Consider the following 18,767-nt stretch of genomic DNA (forward strand, 5'->3'; position numbering starts at 1 on the left):
ACCTTCAGCAAGGTGGTTCATCTGTTCGGTTACAGCTTTAATAGGTTTGGTGATGCGATTAGTGTAGAGCCAAATAACAATTCCACTAATGATAGTGGAGATCCAAGTGACAATTAATATATAGTAAAGCAAGTCTTTAGCTGGTTTATTAAAGTCTAGTAAATAAGTACCTGATACGACAACCCAATTCCAATTAGGATCAAGCTTGGAATAGGTTACTTTTTTTTCAATTTGATCGGGATTATCTGGAAGTGGGAACTCATAGTCTGAAAAACCACCTCCTGATTGAGCTGATTTTATAATAACTTGAGTTGTTTTTACGCCAGTGTGGTCTTCGTTCTCCCACGTGTTTTCACCTTCTAAATCAGGGCTGGCAATTTGTTCACCTTGTTCATCGACAACGAATAAGTAACCATATTCACCTAGATCAACATGCGGATTGATCGGACGTGTGCCATCTGGTTGCTTTTCTCCTAAAATGGCCTCTTTTACTTCTTCTTGAGCATCCTCAAGTGATAAATTGCCCTTTTCTACTTCCTTATCGAGGGCGTCAATCATACCAATCGTCATTTCAACACTGTTCTTTAAGTTTGTTTTACCAAGTGCATTTAAACTCGATACACTTTTATAGTAGCTAAATGTACCGAGCGTAAATAATGGAATAATAAGAATGAGAATGGAAATTAATATGAGCTTCGTTTTGACAGAATGAATGGTGAATTTTTTCATGGATGATCATCCTTTCATTAATCAGTCTAGCATGAGAAAAAGTGAGAGATCTCCAGCTTGGTCAAACACGGTTGTGACCTTTATTGCTAGTTTATAGCCTGATAATGTTGTCTGACCTTGCAATAGTGTTGGGGCAGTAATATTAACGTGGGTATGATTTTCTGAGATAAAGGTAGACAATCCACCAGCAATCATATTCCCGAGTTCGCCACTAAATGAGGCAAGCATATCATCTCCTAAAGGCATCCCAAACATTGTTTCGCCAATTATCTTGAATGTATCTGGATGTCCAGTTAATACTAATTTACCGCCAATGTCACCTGTAATTCCGATTAAGACACCATATGTTAAAGGGAATTCTCTTTTTTGTAATTCAGGCTTTTCTGTTCGGTGTGTGATCGGAATGACGTTATTTATTGCAGCGTGTGTTCCGTTCAATAAGACTGTAATCGCCTTATTTTGATCCTGTACTGTTTCTGTCATCGTCATGCTGTTGTACCTCCTAGTTAAACCGTCTATAACTATCAGGGTAAGCCCTGTAAAGCATGGACTTCTTTTTTAAGTGTAAGAACCGATATGTTAAGAAGCTTATAATTGTATTATCGACAAGATACGACATGAGTTTATAATAAGTGGCTAAACTTATATTATTTTTATGAATTTTTAATAGCCTACATTGAGTATATGTGAAAAAAGTCACTTTTAAGGCGATTAATAATCAGAAAATATAAAAACACATTGATTATTACTATTATTTCAGTATAATATATAGTAAGCTTCTGAAATTGTGCACTTTATCAAAATGCAAGCGCATCCAGAATAAGAAGCTAATAAAATATTATCAAAAGGGGGATTTTGAATGAAGAAAACACGCATCATCGGAATGATGACATCGTTAATTGGTATTTTACTCCTGCTCGCAGCATGTGGTGGGGATGAAACAAGTATTGCAATCGGTCCACCGACGAGTGGTACAAACACATTGTCGAAGCTCATTCTTGAAGGCTATGATATTTCTGAAGGCGATTACAAAAAGTTTGAGGAAGGCTTTGGAGATGCTAAAGACGGTGTTCAAGATGGTAATATTGGTATTTCTATTGGAATTTTAGGGCTGCCAGCTGCGAACATCCAAGAGCTGCATGCGTCCACAGGTGATGTAGAACTATTAAGCTTATCAGACGATGCTATTGCTCATATTGAGGAAAACAGTGGCTATACAAGATACACCATTTCAAAAGATAGTTATGAATTTATGGATGAAGATGTTGAAACTGTTGCAGCTTATGCGATTTTGATGGCTAATACGAACACCATTAGCGAAGAATTAGGCTATCAGCTTGCGAAGGCAATGATCGAAAATTCTGGAGAAATCACACATAGTCAGGGACCACAAATGACGCTCGATAATGCTTTAAATGGTTCTGAAGGTCTTCCAATTCATCCAGGTGCGGCAAAATATTATCAAGAGCAAGGGTTAGAATTTGATAATCCAATTGCTGAATTAAATATTACCGATGAAAAGACGGAATTTGTGCTCGGAACAGGTAGCTCGGGCGGTACGTATTATCCACTTGGCGGTGAAATGGTCAATATGTGGAACAATAATATTGATGACGTGAGTGTGACACATACAGAAACAGATGCCTCATTGCAAAATATGGCTGACATCCGTGATGGTAACCAGGATTTAGGTATGAGTGTCCATGATCCAGCTGGTCAGGCTGTTCATGGTAAAGGCGATTTTGAAGGAAATGCGGTAGAAAACGCTGCCTTTATTGGCCATATCTATCCAGAAGTCGCACAAATTATTACGAGAGAAGAAACAGGCATTAATAGCTTTGAGGATGTTAAGTAAATCAAACAACTGCTTATTTAATTTTGAAATATACGGAAGAGATGATCGCTATGATCGTCTCTTCCATATTTGAAAGGACGGTGGTCAGATGGAGAGGGAGCCAAATAACACGGAAGCGATGACGAAGGATATCTTGGAAAAATATGATAGAGAGAGTCAGTTTCGTAGTAAGATCGGTCGTTGGAAATGGATCGTGACGTTTCTTGGCGTTTCTTTAACCGTTTTCCATTTATATGTCGGCTATTTTGGGACCATTCCATCACAAAAGCAAGGCGCTATTCATCTCGGAACGGCCCTTGGTATTATTTTTCTTTTATTCCCTGCTAAAAAAGGCATGCACCTCAAACAAAGGACGGTTCCTTGGTATGACGTCATTTTGTCCTTTACAGCGATGTATGTAACTTATCATAAAGTGATTTTTTATGAACCGATTTTACGTAGTCGGATAAGTGGCTATGAGACGTTTGATATTATCATTGCCATTATCGGTGTGCTTCTTCTACTTGAGGCAACGAGACGAACTGTTGGTCTTCCGATCGTCATCGTTGCAAGTGTCGCTATTTTGTATACGATATTCGGCAATTTTATTCCAACAAAAGTTTTGTCACATCCTGGCTGGGCAGTGGATCGAATCGCAACAAATCTATGGTATTCAGAAAGTGGCGTGTTCGGTACACCTATACAAATATCCTCTAAATTTATATACCTCTTTCTGTTTTTCGGTGTGATGCTCGTTCATACAAAGATTGGTAAGTTTTTTAATGACTTGGCCTTTTCATTAACTGGGCGCTTTACAGGAGGAACAGCGAAAGCAGCTGTAACAGCAAGTGCCTTGCAGGGGATGGTGTCAGGAAGCTCTGTCGGTAATACAGTCGCTTCAGGATCATTTACGATTCCAATGATGAAAAAAGCGGGTTTTAAGCCCGAATTCGCAGCGTCCACTGAAGCAGCGGCATCTACTGGGGGACAAATTATGCCTCCTTTAATGGGTGCGGCAGCTTTTATCATGATGGAATATGTGGGCGTGGGCTTTTCGACGATTATGTTGGCGGCGTTAATTCCAGCTATTTTGTACTTTTCAGGGATTCTAATTGGTACCCACTTTGAAGCTAAAAAGCTTGGAATAGTAGGCCTTCCTAAATCAGAGCTGCCGAGCTTTAAAAAATTAATGCTTCGTAATGGCTATATGCTATTGCCGCTTTTCTTGATTGTTGGCACGATTATGGCAGGTAATACACCTCAGCGTGCTGCGATCATGGGGATTGCTACTGCTTTTGTGATTAGCTTTTTCCGTAAAGAATCGCGCTTATCCTTCTGGGGAATTATCAATGTTCTCGAGCAGGGGGCAAGAACGGCCTTACCGGTTATTGCTGCGGTCGCAACTGCAGGCATCATCGCAGGCGTTGTGAGCATTACCGGACTTGGTGCTAAATTTGCAGCTGGTATTATTGCATTATCTGGTGGTATTTTACCGTTTGCGCTCGTTTTGACGATGATCGCGTGTATTATTCTTGGGATGGGTCTGCCAACGACTGCGAATTATGTCGTAACAGCAACCGTCGCTGCACCAGCCTTGATTAATACGTTTGGATTAGAAGCAATTGCGGTTCATATGTTTGTCTTTTACTTTGGGATCGTCGCTGACATTACGCCGCCAGTTTGCTTGGCAGCTTATGCGGGTGCTGGTATTGCAAGGGCTAATCCGTTTAAGACAGGTGTAACGGCAGTGAAGTTAGCCATTGCGGCCTTCATCATTCCGTATATATTCATCAATAGTCCGATTTTACTAATGGTGGATGTTACGACAGTGCCGCTCATTATCGCGGTTGTCACAGCTCTGCTCGGTATGACAGCAATCAGCAGTAGTATGATCGGTTTCTTTACTCGAAGATCTACTATTATTGAGCGTATGATTTTGTTTGCGGGTGGACTGCTTATGATTGATCCAGGCATTTATACGAACCTCATAGGACTCGTTATGATGATTGCCATCTGGATGGTCCAAAAGCGTACACCTCATAGTGGAGAAGGTTCAAACACTGGTAAAGCAAGCTTACAAGCGTAATGACGCTTACTATTCCAGATTAATATTAGGTACGCAAAACGCTTTATGAAAGGTCATTCGCCATATGCGAATGGCCTTTACGTATCGTTTAATAGTGATGTGCTTGACTAACGTCATTGAAGTAGAGATTGAAATATAAGTAATAATCTAACATAATGGAATAAATGTTATCAATTGTTTGAACGCACTTAATCAATCGGAAGATATGTCAAAAGAAAGAGAAACACGTATGAAGTTATCATGGTTAAATTTACATAAAACAATGTTTTTACTAAAAATCATAAGGCCATTATCTAGGAATATCTAAGAGCGTCCAAGTGATTGTCATATGATGTAGTTTCTTTGATTTGATGAATAGACGCACATTTTGAGTTACCTGTAACGGAAGGCGTCCGCCTGCAGTGAAAGGTAACGGCGTTATAGCTGAATACATGTTAAAAAATCACTTAGAATAAATAGGCTTAAAACCAATGCCTAAATATATTATACGAGGAGACACCAACATGAAAAAACTATTATTAACGGGCTTTGAACCTTTCCTTGATCATGCAATCAATCCAACAATGGCCATTGTTAACGCGTTAAAGGAGACTGAAATAAACGGATATAAGATAATTGGGGAAATATTATCAGTTGATTTTTCGAAGACAGGTCAGGAAATAGTCGACCTAATTGAAATGCACCAGCCTGATGCGGTCATTTCCCTTGGATTAGCCTCAGGAAGAGCGCAATTGACACCAGAGCGAATTGCGATTAATTGTAACGATGGTCCTGTCGACAATACTGGTCATAAGCCAGATGGTGAAACAATATGTCATGATGGAGCAGATGGTTATTTTTCCACGCTCCCGATTAAGGCGATTGTGGCAGTATGTCGCGAGAATGGTCTTCCTGCTAAAATTTCAAATACAGCAGGTGCTTATTTATGCAACAATGTGATGTACCATGCGCTCCACTATTTTAAAACGCATCAACTCGATCGTCCGAGTGGCTTTATTCATCTACCCGCTTCACACGAATTAGCGCTTGAAAAGGCACAGCCGAGCTGGTCACAATCAGATCTCGAGCGTGCTGTTCGAATAGCGATCTCATGCTTACCATAATAACAGGGCGCGTGTGTTGTAACGCGTTGGAGGTGAAGGCATGTTTTCAAATCGTCCTAATATAAAAGTTTCACCTACAACAGGGGAACGGTGGTTGAATAGACTGTCTATCATCTTAATCATTTCAGTTTTTGGTTATGTCGCTCAACGGTTCAACACACTACCTGATACGATTCCGATTCACTTTGATGGAAAAGGTAATATCGATGGCTGGGGTCATAAAGGTACGATATTTATTGTGCCTAGCATTATGACGGTTATGTTTATTGGTCTTTATTTTTTAAATAAAATACCACATACTTATAATCTTCCAGTGAAAATCACGGAACTGAATGCAGCAAAAATCTATTCTATGAGTCGAACAATGATGGCACTATTCAATTTTGAAATGGTGCTTATTTTAGCTTACACGACATATGCGATCATCGCTTCTGCAAATGAAGGTGTATCTTTGCTCGCCGCATGGTACATTGTTACGATATCAATTGGCCCTTTAGGAACAATTATAATATATAGCTTCGTTATGCGCCGTGTTGCACATCAGCTTGATAGTGATAAATTAAATCAAATTGATTGATACGTTTTAGATCTGGAGATGTTATGGCTATACATCGATATTGCCAGACATTAAAAAATGCATTAAAATGGTCTAATTACTGTGTGAAGAAGTGAGATGATGAGATGCCACGCTATATATGGCTATTAGTAATTGGAACAACGATTAATGTCACTGGTGCGTCATTTTTATGGCCATTAAATACGATATATATGCACAATGAACTTGGAAAAACACTTGCCTTTGCGGGAATTGTTTTAATGTTAAATCAAGCAGCAGCAATTATGGGGAATTTTCTCGGCGGATTTTTGTTTGATCGGTTTAGTCCGTATAAAACGATTCTACTCGGAACTGGTACAGCATTTACAGCTGCACTAACATTATCAATGAACCACAGCATTGTGCCATACACGATTTTATTAATCGTCATCGGCTTCGGGTCAGGCATTACAATTCCAGTTATGTTTGCGATGGCTGGATCGGTTTGGCCGGAAGGTGGGCGAAAAACATTTAACGCGATTTATGTTGCTCAAAATCTTGGTGTCGCATTAGGTGCAAGTATCGGTGGTTATGTGGCAAGCATATCATTTGATTATATTTTTATGGCGAACGCTTTCATGTTTGGCATGTTCTTTTTGCTCGTTCTAACGACTTATAAAGGGATGGATGAGGAAAAGAACCGAAGTATGAGCACGTCTATCCTGGAGCAGACGTCACAGATTAAAAGTAAAGCCGCCTTTAACGGGTTATTGATCCTGTCAGGTGGATTTTTAATTGCGTGGATTGCCTATAGCCAGTGGCAATCAACAATCGCATCATATACACAAGACATTGGCATTCCGCTCGAACAATATAGTGCATTATGGGCAATTAATGGTTTTTTAATTGTTTTAGGGCAACCTCTTGTGAGCTTTATAACGAAACGAATCACATCGCAAAAAATGCATATTTATATCGGAACGATCATTATGATTCTTTCATTTGTTGTTGCAAGCTTTGCAGAGATGTTTACGATGTTTGCTGGAGCAATGATTATATTAACGCTTGGGGAAATGTTGATCTTTCCTGCTATTCCGTCTCTTGCCAATGAGCTTGCACCAAAAGGACGGACAGGCTTTTATCAAGGGTTTGTGAACAGTGTTGCTGCTGCTGGTCGAATGACAGGTCCTTTTTTAGGCGGGCTTATTGTCGACCTATATCACATTAATTTATTGTTCATCGTTTTAATCTTCCTCTTAGTCATTCCGTTTATGACGACTTATTTATATGATCGAGGTGTTAAAAAGAGCGGTTCCATTATTGCGAATAAGTAAATTCGCACGGTCAGCTGGGGAAATGATGTATAATGGTGGCGGACGAACATATTTAAACGGATCTTATCATATCATATAACTATAGGCTAGGAGAGGGATTATGTCAGAAATCAAATTGGTTGCATTGGATATGGATGGCACATTGTTGAATTCGACAGGAGACGTATCAGACTATACGAAGGATGTGATAGGAGAGGCACTTGAGCGACATGTACACGTCGTACTTTCAACAGGCCGCCCCCTCGATTATTGCTATCCGCATGCCGAGGCCCTTAATCTGTCTTCTTTTCTCGTTACTGCAAATGGCGGGGAAATTTGGACGATGGACAAGCAACTCCTTGAACGTCATTTGCTTGATCCAGAGGTTGTTAAAAACATGTATGCACTTACCGAACACCTCGGTTTGAACACGTGGATGTTTACAACAGAAAAGGTATACTTTGATGAAAAGCCGAATGATTTTCTAGCGGAAGAATGGTTGAAATTCGGTGCTCATACGGATGAAATTGCTAAGCTTGATCAATTTATTAAAGAAGTGTCTTATTATGACGGTCTTGAATTAACGAACTCACTTCCAACGAATGTAGAGGTAAATCCAAAGGGTGTGAGTAAGGCGAGTGCTCTAAAGCGTGTTTGCCGTGAAATTGGAATTACAATGGATCAGGTTATGGCGGTTGGCGATAGCTTGAACGATATGAAAATGATTCAAGAATCGGGTATTGGGGTTGCAATGGGCAATGCTCAAGAAGCGATTAAAAAAGCAGCCGATACGATGACGGATACGAATGATCATGATGGTGTTGCAAAAGCAATTCAGAAATATGTCCTTGATCAGTAGACGAGAGAACGCGTATTTGATTCCATCAATAATTGTTAAAGTAGACACAAGGAAATATGAAAGGAAGAGCGATCTTATGCTTCGTAACTGTAAGATGGATGCATGTCGCCTTTCTTTCTTGTCATAAAAGGCGTATAATGAAGGAAGTAACAGGAAAGGGGTTGCACACATGTCTTTTTCCAGAAGGCCAAAAGAGCCAGTTCCTGAAGTGGAGACAAACGTATGGGCTTGCACTAATGACGATTGCCAAGGTTGGATGCGCGAATCATTTAGCTTTGACGAAACACCGAAATGCCCATTATGTAAAGCAGATATGAAACAAGAAGTCCGCACATTGCCTGAATTGGAATAGGTCAATTAAAGGATGGTTGGTCAAAAACCAAATAGCATTTATAGTGATTTATTATAGAGGATGTCCTTTTGATAGGGCATCTTTTTGTTTTTTGTTCATTCAGGATATGGAAATAAAACTCAAAAGGCATATTGAAGGTTATGGTTGCAGGAAGCTACTACAAGATCTTGTTCAGTTGAAATCCCGTTTACACGTTCCTTGGTTAATTAGTAACAATAATTAAATATATTAACGATTATTATTGAGTTAATGTAAGTTGTGTTATAAGAAGTACCTTAGCCTAAACACAGCATATTGGTACTAAAGTCCTAGTCCTTGTACTATATGTAGTATCTCGTTGATGTTAAATATCCTCTGTTCCACTCCTTTTTACATTGATGATCAAAAAAACTTTTCACTTTTCCTCATCTCCATCTTAACTAAATTCTACTAGATATAAGAGCTCTAACCCTATTCATAACAGCATTTATCCATGAAAGTTATGTTATACCATTATCCCAATTGTGTCCATTTTATTGAGGAAAAAATTGGATAAACTTAACAAATATCGTATGTCTATTTAAAACGAAAGGTGCTTTAACGTATAATAATACTTAATTTCAACTGCAGATGAAACTGAATTCGTATGATCTATACTTAAAAAATGAATCGTTGTGATTGTCATGTATTCCTTTTGCATATCAGCCGCTTGAGTATAAGGGAGTTTTTTTATGCTCTAACACTGAAATGAAGATTGAAGTAGAGATTAGGCAGTAACTTTCGGGGGGATGATTTGATGCAGGACCTTATAACAGAACAATTTAGAGAGATTGTTGACTCTAGCAATCAGGATTTAACGCAAGAAAATGCAAATACTGATGGCAAAAGTCCGATGGGAATGATGAGTTTATTTGGCTCAATTAGTGCAAAGGCATATACAGTTGAACATCTTTTATCCGATGATGTCAAGAGAGCTTACGAAGCTGGCTATATTCATATACATGATTTGGATTTCTACGCTACCGGAACGACCACCTGTGTTCAAATACCACTCGGTAAAGTGCTTAAGGACGGTTTTAATACAGGACATGGATGTATTAGAGAACCGAGCAATATCATATCTGCCCTAGCGTTGACGTCCATCATTTTACAGGCCAATCAAAACCAGCAGCATGGTGGACAAGCGATTCCGATGTTTGATTATGATCTTGCGCCTTATGTAAAAAAGACATATCAGAAAAAATGCACGATGCTTCAAGACTTAGGGTTTACGGGGGATTTAGATAAAAAAGCTTGGGAACTGACTGAAAAGGACACATACCAAGCGTGTGAAGCATTTATACATAATTCAAATACGATGCATAGCCGTGGTGGTAATCAGGTTGCCTTTATTTCTATCAATTATGGAACCGATCAAAGTAGAGAAGGTCGGATGATTGTTAAAAATATGCTTCTCGCAACACAGGCAGGCTTAGGTAGTGGAGAAACACCGATTTTTCCTATTCAAGTGTTTAAGGTAAAAGACGGTGTAAACTTAAATGCTGGTGAGCCTAATTATGATTTGTTCCGATTGTCTTTAGAAACAACGGCGAAGCGCTTGTTTCCGAATTATACGTTTATTGATGCACCACAAAATCTAATGTATTATGACGGTTCACCACGATCTGAAATTGCTACAATGGGTTGCCGAACACGTGTGTTTGCGAATGTTAATGGTGAATCAACACCGGTTGGACGAGGGAATTTATCATTCACATCAATCAATTTACCGATGATCGCGTTAGAGTCGACAAATATTAGTGCGTTTTTCAGTAAGCTCGAAGATTATCTTGATCTAGCAAGTAAGCAATTGTTTGAAAGATACAAATACCAAGCAGAAAAAACAGTTGCTAATTTTAAATTTCTCTATGGACAGGGCATTTATTGGAATGGGGAAGAATTAGATGAGAATGAAAAGCTTGGAGATATTTTAAGGCAAGGGACGCTGAGTGTTGGTTTTATCGGATTGGCTGAAGCTTTAGTTGCATTAATTGGCAAGCATCATGGTGAAAGTGAGGAAGCACAGGCACTCGGTTTACAAATTATTAAGTTTATGAGAGATAAGATGGATGCATTGGTCGAATCAACTGGTTTGAATTATTCATTGTTGGCAACCCCTGCGGAAAGCTATGCGGGGAAAGCATTGAAGGTAACAAAGGCAAAACATGGTGTGATTGAAGGGGTCACTGATAAAGCTTGGTTTACGAATAGCAATCATATTCCCGTAGAATATCCAATTCACGCGGCAAAGAAAATTCAACTTGAAGCCCCTTATCATGAACTGACGAATGCTGGGCATATCACATATGTTGAGTTAAAAGAGGATGTATCGAAAAATATAGATGCGTTAGAGATTTTAGTTAAAGCGATGAAGGAAAGTGGCATCGGTTACGGGAGTTTTAATGTCCCGGTTGACCGCTGCTTAGAATGTGAATTTAATGGTGTAATTTATAATGCCTGTCCGTCATGTGGCAATGAAGATGAAGAACGCATTGATCGGATCAGACGAATTACGGGATATTTGACAGGCAGCTTGAAAAAGTGGAATACCGCAAAGCGAGCAGAAGAACAAAACCGGGTGAAGCATGGTGGTCGAGCTTGAAAATTATGAATATCGATACCGACTGTACGGATAATGGCACTGGTCTCAGGACGACAATATATGTATCTGGCTGCTGGCATTTCTGTAAAGGATGCCATAATCCAACCTCTTGGAATAAACGACATGGAACAGAAATGTCGATTGATCATATCGTGGATATTGTCAAAGAGAACACGTTATCTGATGTGACGATTAGCGGTGGAGATGGATTAACCTGGCAATATACCGAAACGTTAGAACTCGTTAAGTCTATTAAAGAGACGACAGGAAAGAACATTTGGCTGTATACGGGGTATACGTTTGAAGAGGTCCTTGAAGAAAAACGTGATATTTTAAATTATATTGATGTTTTGGTTGACGGGAAATTTATTTTAGCTGAGCGTGACTATACAATCATGTTTAGAGGCAGCAGAAATCAAAGGATCATTGACGTGGCGACATCCCTTCAACGGCAATCAACAGTTCTTTGGCGCAATGGTGAATATCGTTAATGACACATTGCTGCAATCGAATAAGCTAAGTGCCTTCTACTAATGCCCTCAGTATAAAGGTTATCTACCATAGTGAATGATTTATTTATGACTTTTTATTTGGATTTCTTAAAATAGTGAAAGGGGAGACGTATTTTTAGTCTCCTCTTTCACTTTTAGCATTTGATCAGTACGTATATTTCACATCCTGCGAGACTATACATATATATAAGATCATGAAGTTTAAAGGATGTGTCTAAATGGGCAAGAAACTTTATTATTATGTAACAGGTCACACAGCCGGTGGATTTGTAAATTATTTAGAAACGAATATTAAAGGCATAAACAACGTCTATGTCGTAAAACATGACTCCCATAAAATTAAGACTGCGCTTTTTCAACAACTGATTGCCAAACTAACAAACGAATATGACCTAGAGGTACTCTTGAGCCCATTAGGACATGGTGATATGGAAGGAATAATTGTTCGTAAAAGTAATTTAGCAATTGTTGATGCTCAAATATTTACTGAGAAACGTGATCACTCTCAAAATGTAACGGTGTTAGATCTAAACGTTTTATTAGAAACAAGCCCATCACAACATTCTAATCCGTTGCTTACGTATCATAAAATGACTACAGAAGCTCATAATCTATTTCAAATGGGACTTGATATTCATGATGAGCTTGAAGAGATTTACATTAACGAAATGGATTTTTCTAAAGCAAATGATCTTAGTGACGTTTTTATACAGCAGTTGTTAAAGGATGTCGTATCGTTGAATCAATCACCTAAGACATATAAACGCATGTTTGGCACAAATACACCAGAAGGGGCAATCAATATTATACCTGAGTTGATTAAACCGATACGTCAAAGATATTTTATAAAAGGGCGAGCGGGTACAGGAAAATCAACATTTATGAAAAGAATAGCAAGTGCCTGTGAAGATTATGGTTTTGATGTAGAAATGTACTATTGTAGCTTTGACCCTGGGAGTATTGACATGGTTCTTGTGCGTCAGCTTGAATTTTGTATATTTGATAGTACTGATCCCCATGAATTCTTTCCTGATCGGCAGGCAGATAGCATTGTAGATATGTATGAGGCGTTGATTACACCAGGAACGGATGAACGGTATGCAGACGAGATTCAGACGTTAAATCGTCAATATAAGTCCTATATGACGAGCGGAATTGACAAACTGAAAGAAGCGCGCACGTGGTTAGATGATGTGTTTAGCGATCAAAGTGATATAGGAGAAGATACGATGGATCATATCTGGCAAGCGTTAAAATTGAAATAATGTAAATATGTTACAGCGAATGGTGAGGTCATTAAACATGTTAGTGATCTCTTTTTCTTTTAGGTTTGGAGTATTGTCGGTGTTGAAGGAATCGAGTCGAAAGCTTTTGATTGAAACATCAGCTCGTATAACTGTATAATTTATTTACTGAAAAGTAACAAAACTCTATATATAGGGGGTGGGGATGATGGTGACGGTGAAAATGCTGAGGCCATATTATATTAAAACGCATAATGACACACTGCGAATTGTTTTAGCATATCAGTATTTTTCAGTTTTTGTAAATCACCGGTTATATCAATTTGTGCCAGTCGAGGCAAATGAAATCAGAGTCAATCTTCATACAAAAAAAATAGAGAATACCGAAGCACGGTTTGCTTTTCAGAAAGGGAAGGATATGATTTATATGACCATGAGTGAACTCATATCTTTACCGGATTTTCTCGTACAATTACATTTTATTTGTGAACCCTATTATGAAACGGATCATAATCGTGAAAGGAAAACCGATGTTTCAGAACAAGAAATGAAAGATATCATAGATGAATTAGAAAAGATGAATGTTCAAAGGCTTATTGATCGGGCGTTAGATCATCGAGATTATCAGTCCTTTAAAGAGCTCGTACGTTTTCTTTAAGAGAAGAAATGACTAACGTGTAACTCGTAGTGGAATTAAATATATTTTTTAAATTTGTAATTTATTTACTGTCATAATGACTATTTTTTGTAAAAGGTTTTAATTTATTTGACAACGGGTAAATGCAATACAACTCTTAATGGTAAAAGATGAGTAGCCTGGAGGTCATTGTATGTTAACGGTCAAGGAATTAAAACCTTATGATCTAACAGTTGATTATGATTACGTTAGAGTGATGCTTGCTTATCATTATTTTAGTATTGATCTAAATGGTGTTGTTTATCAGTTCGTCCCAAAAAAGGATAAAGAGATTATCGTTCATCGTTCGACTCAAAAAATTGTTAATACAGATGCGGTACTGACGTTTCAAAACGAGCAGGATATCCAGTACATTAAGATGATTGATCTTATGTCTGTTCCTGAATTTCTGCTCGAGCTATATGGTATAACAAATTCATATCTCAAAAATACCGCCAAGCCTTATGAAGATTGGGGTGGGAATGATGATGTAGAACTTGTCATGGCCCACATAGAAAATGAGAACATAAGACGAATGATTGATAAAGCACTTGATGAACGAAATGAAGTGTTGTTTTATAAGTTAATAAAAAAGCTATAGAACATAAAATATAGACACAATTGAAGTCCAAATAAACGAAAACCACTTGAACTCATATTTGTCAGTTCAAGTGGTTTTTCAATGGTGTATACGAAATGCTTTATTTAATATCTTTAATGATCTGAGCCACTTTTTCAGTGGTATAGCTGCTACCACCTCTATCTTCAGTGTGCTCAATCATCATCGCAATTAAAAAGTCCTGATCATCTGCGGTATACCCTACGAACCAGCCATTTTCTTGAGCGTCTTCAGCATCAGCTGTCAGCTTTAATTCCGCTGTCCCCGTTTTGCCAGCAATGGGGATGTCGTCAAGTTGGGCTTTTCTCCCACTTCCGTCTTCAACGACTTTTCTCAGGTCGTCTTGCATGCTGAGAGCTTCCTCAGGTGATAGTAGATCTTTTTTCCAAATCTGGCTATGATCTTGTTCAGTCAATAAAGTCGGTTTAAGCATATTGCCTTCATTTAAAAATGTTGTATATGTCAGTGCGAGATGTATGGCGCTCATTTGAACTTCACCTTGTCCATATCCTGTGTTGGCGAGTAATACTTCGTCTGTAATCGTTCCGTCCTTAGAAAAGGTTGATGCCTGGATTGGGTAATCAAATGGAATGTCTTCCCCAAATCCGAAAGCCTCTAATCCTGATATGAGTGTCTTTGCCCCCATATCAATGGCTTTCATAGCAAAGTAAATGTTGTCTGAACGAACGAGTGCATCAGTGAGATCAACTGGCCCGTTGGATTCAGACACTCTCTTAACTGCATAATCGCCCCAGCCTTCTCCGTTGCTCCAAGTCAATCCATCGATATCAATCGTTTCTTCTCGTGTGAGACTACCTTCATTAAGGCCTACTGAAGCTGTAATTGGCTTAAATGTTGACCCAGGAGAATAAGTAGCGTTGAATTTATTAATCAATGGTAGCTTGGGATCATTCTCCATTTCTTGTACGAGACTGTATGGGAGTCCCGCTGCCATGTCATTTGGATTAAATGCTGGGCTGCTGACGAGTGCCAATGTTTCACCGGTTTTAGGATTAATGGCACTCGCTGTTCCTGAATCACCATCATACGCTTCGAAAATCCGTTTTTGGATAGAGGCATCAATCGTAAGCATGATATCTTCACCATCTTGAACCGGTTTTTCTGCAAGCAGAATTTCGTCTCCTGTTTCTTTCGTAATCAAAATTTTGGTGCCACTCTCACCTCTGAGCCTATTTTCAAAGAGTTGTTCTATACCACGTTTACCAATCATGTCATTCATTCCGTAGTTTTCATTCTCTTTTTTTTCTAGCTCTTCAGCTGTGATTTGACCAATATATCCGATCAAGTGTGCAGCAGCTTCATCGAGCGGGTATACCCGCCCCATCGTATTGTCTAATTGAATGCCAGGAATTTGTAAAAGATCATCAATATGCGTGTCTGTTTTCATAATCTTTTTCATCGGAACAAAATAATCTGGCTGTACCCAATCTTGATTTAATGTGTTCTTAATCGAGTCGGCATCCATTGTAAGAAGGTCGGCTAAACGTTGTATGGTTCGATCACTATTGTCAAACTTACCTGGTACGATGCCAACTTCATAAACTTCATCGTTTAGGGCAAGTGGGATGCGGTTGCGATCAACAATATCACCACGTTCTGGTTTTGTTGTCTTCAGTGTAATGTCGCCACCATCTTTTAATTCAGGAAAGATGAACCCTGGATTCCATTGTAAAAACCAATTTTGGTCGTCTTCTTCACCTTCGAGGACGAGTGTTGCATCATACTCGAATTGTATTGGCCCCGCTATTGTTTTCATAGAGACGGAAAAAGGATAATGTGCTTTTCCTTTTTCTATCGCCTGTTTGAGAGCTTCTTCATCCAGGGTGTTGTAGGATATTTCTAAGTCAGATACATTAAGATCATCATAAATTTTCTCGTATCGGTCGATGAACGCTTCAGATTCATGCGGCTCGTATGTATCGGTTTGCTTTTGAGCAACCATTTTAAACATGTCTGTAAATTCCTGTGATTCCCATAAATCTGTGTAGGTAGCAAATCGTTCGTTAGGTGTAATGTCATCCTTTGTACAAGCTGTTAACACCACAAGCAATGCTACAATTACAAAAAAGATGTATTGTTTCATCACGTATCTCCCCCAATGAGATTTAGTATGCGGTTATAGGTTATGCAAGGTGCCGTGCGATCCTGGGAAACGCGGCTGGTAAGCCTCGGGGCAACAGGATGTTGGTCATGAAGGCGTGGCTATTGTCGCCGCGGTCTTAGCCTTTCTTCCCCTAACGCGCACTGCAGAGTCTTACCTATGCCTTTATCGCGCAGGAGTCTGTGCATATTTCCGGAGCTGATGTTGAGCATTCTTCGCCTTTTTGATTAAGCTTTAAGTTATATCCCAAGCCCCGTTCTCTTTTTACTTAGCTTCCATATGTGCTGTAATGTCATTATGGATGCGGTTAAATTCTTCGTCAGCAACGACATAATACCATAAAGGTCCAATAAATTGTCCAGCTCCACTAATTTCCATTGCGTCCATATTATTGCGTGTGTTTCGATAGTCACTAAACAACATTTGCATTTGTTTCATATTCATATTCGTTTCAACGTTCGTTCCGAGTATAGTAAGGATTTCGCCAGCTTTCGTGATACTCGAAAAACGAGAGGCTTTATCCATAGCTGCTTTTATCACTTTTCGTTGACGTTCATTACGACCAAGGTCTCCTCGTGGGTCGCCTTTTCGCATGCGAATATACTTTAATGCTTGATCTCCATTTAAATGAATGGTTCCTTTATTAAATTGTTCTCCACCCTGCGAAAATGCAATATCGTTTTCAACAGTTACGCCACCAAGTGCATCCACGCCTTGCTCGAAGCCTTCCATATTCACACGGGCATAAAAGTGAATCGGTAAATCAAACGCTTCTTCTACAGTCTGAACAGAAAGTGGCACCCCACCATATGTATATGCGTGATTGATTTTGTCCTTGCCTCTCCCTGGGATGTTAACGTACGTATCCCGGGGTATGCTTAGCATAATTGATGCATTCGTATTTGGATTCAATGACATTAGAATCATCGTATCAGTTCGTCCTTTATCACCAGGGCGCTCATCAACACCAAGTAAAAGGATATTGAGCGATTTTTTTTGCTTAAAGCGATCACCTATTTCCTTTTGACGATCAGGGTCCTCATCACGTTCAAGTGGGCTGTGCATCGTATCAATTGTATCATTAATTTGATCCCACATATAGAGCAGAGCTCCTCCTGTTAACAAGAGGATACCAAGTAAGAGTCCACTCACCCACCATAGCCACTTCCTTTTTTTTGAGTGGCGTTTTTCTATTCTAGAATTCAATGTCATTCTCCTCTATACGTAAAAAGTTAATGTGTATCAGATTTAGCTCATCAATAGCTTACACTTACATTGCTTAAATTATATCTAATAATACAATTATAGTCTAATGAGGATGTATTCATGAGTGTGTTCAGAAAAACGAAAGTTACTCATATCTATCATGATGTTTTTCAAATTGGATGTAATAAAACCCAAAATTAAGTCATAATCGAAGACATAATTGGTATTTGTCAAACATACATATATCAAGGTTGGAGAGAAGGGGATAGTTCGTTCGTGTCCTCTGTTATTTTTCTCTTCGAAATCACTGTGCTAAAAGAAAGTAGAATTGGAGGTGGTTATGTGGATAACATCAATACGACTAGCATAACCAGAGGTGAATGGATTCAGTTAATGAAGGAGGCTGTTTCAATAGGGTTAAGTGTTGAAGACGTGCGTGTTTTTCTAGAAGAACCACACCAAATAAATATTTCGATTTGGAAAGAAGAAAGAGAAAAATAAAATAGATTAAACTATAAAGGTATATCGAATGAATATAGATTAACTTAACAGCGACTAAGATACGCTCTTTTTTTTATGGTATAATGTCCATGAAAGAGGGTGTGGGGACTTGATCGGTGAAAATATAAAACAGTTGCGACAAAATCGGAATATGTCAATATCCGAGCTGGCAGAAAAAGCTGGTGTTGCAAAATCATACCTAAGTTCAATTGAACGTAATTTGCAAAAAAACCCATCGATCCAGTTCATCGAAAAAATTAGCGATGTACTGAACGTGTCGATAAATCAATTGCTTAAAGATGGTCAGCTTAATCCGACTGATAATCATTTAGATAACGAATGGCTTCAAATTGTTGATGAAGCAATGAACTCTGGTGTATCTAAAGAGGAATTCAAGGAGTATTTAGAATTTGTGAAATGGCGTAAAGAGCGAGATCGCTAACATAATCTCATCCC

Annotated in this window: 18 protein-coding genes; 14 read left to right on the forward strand and 4 right to left on the reverse strand. The window is 38.8% G+C overall.

What is annotated here, in order from left to right:
* Both HPC67_RS12625 and HPC67_RS12630 read right to left on the reverse strand, forming a co-directional pair.
* The coding region (locus HPC67_RS12625; RefSeq protein ID WP_217588457.1) for a cache domain-containing protein at positions 1–729 on the reverse strand (729 nt) is incomplete at its 3' end.
* 21 nt (positions 730–750) lie between these two features.
* Complete coding sequence (locus tag HPC67_RS12630; RefSeq protein WP_246570082.1) at positions 751–1,218, reverse strand: chemotaxis protein CheX; 468 nt, start codon at positions 1,216–1,218, stop codon at positions 751–753.
* 370 nt (positions 1,219–1,588) lie between these two features.
* Between HPC67_RS12630 and HPC67_RS12635 the strand changes: the two genes are divergently transcribed.
* From HPC67_RS12635 to HPC67_RS12690, 12 genes are all read left to right on the forward strand, one after another.
* Positions 1,589–2,584, forward strand: coding sequence for a TAXI family TRAP transporter solute-binding subunit (locus HPC67_RS12635; RefSeq protein ID WP_217588458.1), 996 nt, complete (start codon positions 1,589–1,591; stop codon positions 2,582–2,584).
* Positions 2,585–2,672: 88 nt separating this feature from the next.
* Positions 2,673–4,649: a TRAP transporter permease gene (locus tag HPC67_RS12640; protein WP_217588459.1), complete on the forward strand. Its 1,977-nt coding sequence runs from the start codon at positions 2,673–2,675 to the stop codon at positions 4,647–4,649.
* A 503-nt stretch (positions 4,650–5,152) separates the two neighbouring features.
* A complete protein-coding gene (locus tag HPC67_RS12645; protein ID WP_217588460.1) occupies positions 5,153–5,752 on the forward strand; it encodes a pyroglutamyl-peptidase I in 600 nt (199 codons plus the stop codon).
* A 40-nt stretch (positions 5,753–5,792) separates the two neighbouring features.
* Positions 5,793–6,329, forward strand: a complete 537-nt coding sequence (locus HPC67_RS12650; RefSeq protein WP_217588462.1) for a DUF1648 domain-containing protein — start codon at positions 5,793–5,795, stop codon at positions 6,327–6,329.
* Positions 6,330–6,433: 104 nt separating this feature from the next.
* The gene (locus HPC67_RS12655) at positions 6,434–7,621 is read left to right on the forward strand and encodes an MDR family MFS transporter (protein ID WP_217588464.1); all 1,188 of its coding nucleotides are present in this window, start codon (positions 6,434–6,436) and stop codon (positions 7,619–7,621) included.
* A gap of 100 nt (positions 7,622–7,721) precedes the next feature.
* On the forward strand, positions 7,722–8,459 hold the full coding sequence (locus HPC67_RS12660; protein WP_217588466.1) for a Cof-type HAD-IIB family hydrolase: 738 nt from the start codon (positions 7,722–7,724) through the stop codon (positions 8,457–8,459).
* A 169-nt stretch (positions 8,460–8,628) separates the two neighbouring features.
* A complete protein-coding gene (locus tag HPC67_RS12665) occupies positions 8,629–8,811 on the forward strand; it encodes a cold-shock protein (RefSeq protein ID WP_217588467.1) in 183 nt (60 codons plus the stop codon).
* A gap of 775 nt (positions 8,812–9,586) precedes the next feature.
* Entirely contained in the window at positions 9,587–11,431 is a 1,845-nt protein-coding gene (locus HPC67_RS12670) for an anaerobic ribonucleoside triphosphate reductase (protein WP_217588469.1), read from the forward strand.
* Between the two features lie 5 nt (positions 11,432–11,436).
* Positions 11,437–11,922, forward strand: coding sequence for an anaerobic ribonucleoside-triphosphate reductase activating protein (gene nrdG / locus HPC67_RS12675; protein ID WP_425514321.1), 486 nt, complete (start codon positions 11,437–11,439; stop codon positions 11,920–11,922).
* 239 nt (positions 11,923–12,161) lie between these two features.
* On the forward strand, positions 12,162–13,208 hold the full coding sequence (locus tag HPC67_RS12680) for a hypothetical protein (protein ID WP_217588474.1): 1,047 nt from the start codon (positions 12,162–12,164) through the stop codon (positions 13,206–13,208).
* Between the two features lie 187 nt (positions 13,209–13,395).
* Positions 13,396–13,845: an IDEAL domain-containing protein gene (locus tag HPC67_RS12685; protein ID WP_217588478.1), complete on the forward strand. Its 450-nt coding sequence runs from the start codon at positions 13,396–13,398 to the stop codon at positions 13,843–13,845.
* Between the two features lie 172 nt (positions 13,846–14,017).
* Positions 14,018–14,464 (forward strand): IDEAL domain-containing protein, encoded by a 447-nt coding sequence (locus tag HPC67_RS12690; protein WP_217588483.1) that lies wholly within the window; start codon positions 14,018–14,020, stop codon positions 14,462–14,464.
* Between the two features lie 100 nt (positions 14,465–14,564).
* On the opposite strand, the gene HPC67_RS12695 is transcribed toward HPC67_RS12690, so the two are convergent.
* Both HPC67_RS12695 and HPC67_RS12700 read right to left on the reverse strand, forming a co-directional pair.
* Positions 14,565–16,586 carry a penicillin-binding transpeptidase domain-containing protein gene (locus HPC67_RS12695; RefSeq protein ID WP_217588484.1) on the reverse strand — a complete coding sequence of 674 codons (2,022 nt, stop codon included), beginning with the start codon at positions 16,584–16,586 and terminating at the stop codon, positions 14,565–14,567.
* Between the two features lie 282 nt (positions 16,587–16,868).
* A complete protein-coding gene (locus tag HPC67_RS12700; protein ID WP_217588486.1) occupies positions 16,869–17,810 on the reverse strand; it encodes an LCP family glycopolymer transferase in 942 nt (313 codons plus the stop codon).
* Between the two features lie 342 nt (positions 17,811–18,152).
* Here HPC67_RS12700 and HPC67_RS12705 point away from each other — a divergent pair, with 342 nt between their 5' ends.
* Positions 18,153–18,311, forward strand: a complete 159-nt coding sequence (locus tag HPC67_RS12705) for an anti-repressor SinI family protein (RefSeq protein ID WP_343327844.1) — start codon at positions 18,153–18,155, stop codon at positions 18,309–18,311.
* 109 nt (positions 18,312–18,420) lie between these two features.
* Positions 18,421–18,753, forward strand: coding sequence for a helix-turn-helix domain-containing protein (locus tag HPC67_RS12710; protein WP_217588488.1), 333 nt, complete (start codon positions 18,421–18,423; stop codon positions 18,751–18,753).
* Positions 18,754–18,767 lie beyond the last annotated feature (14 nt).

The organism is Lentibacillus saliphilus, assembly GCF_019093865.1.
Taxonomy (GTDB): domain Bacteria; phylum Bacillota; class Bacilli; order Bacillales; family Amphibacillaceae; genus Lentibacillus_B; species Lentibacillus_B saliphilus.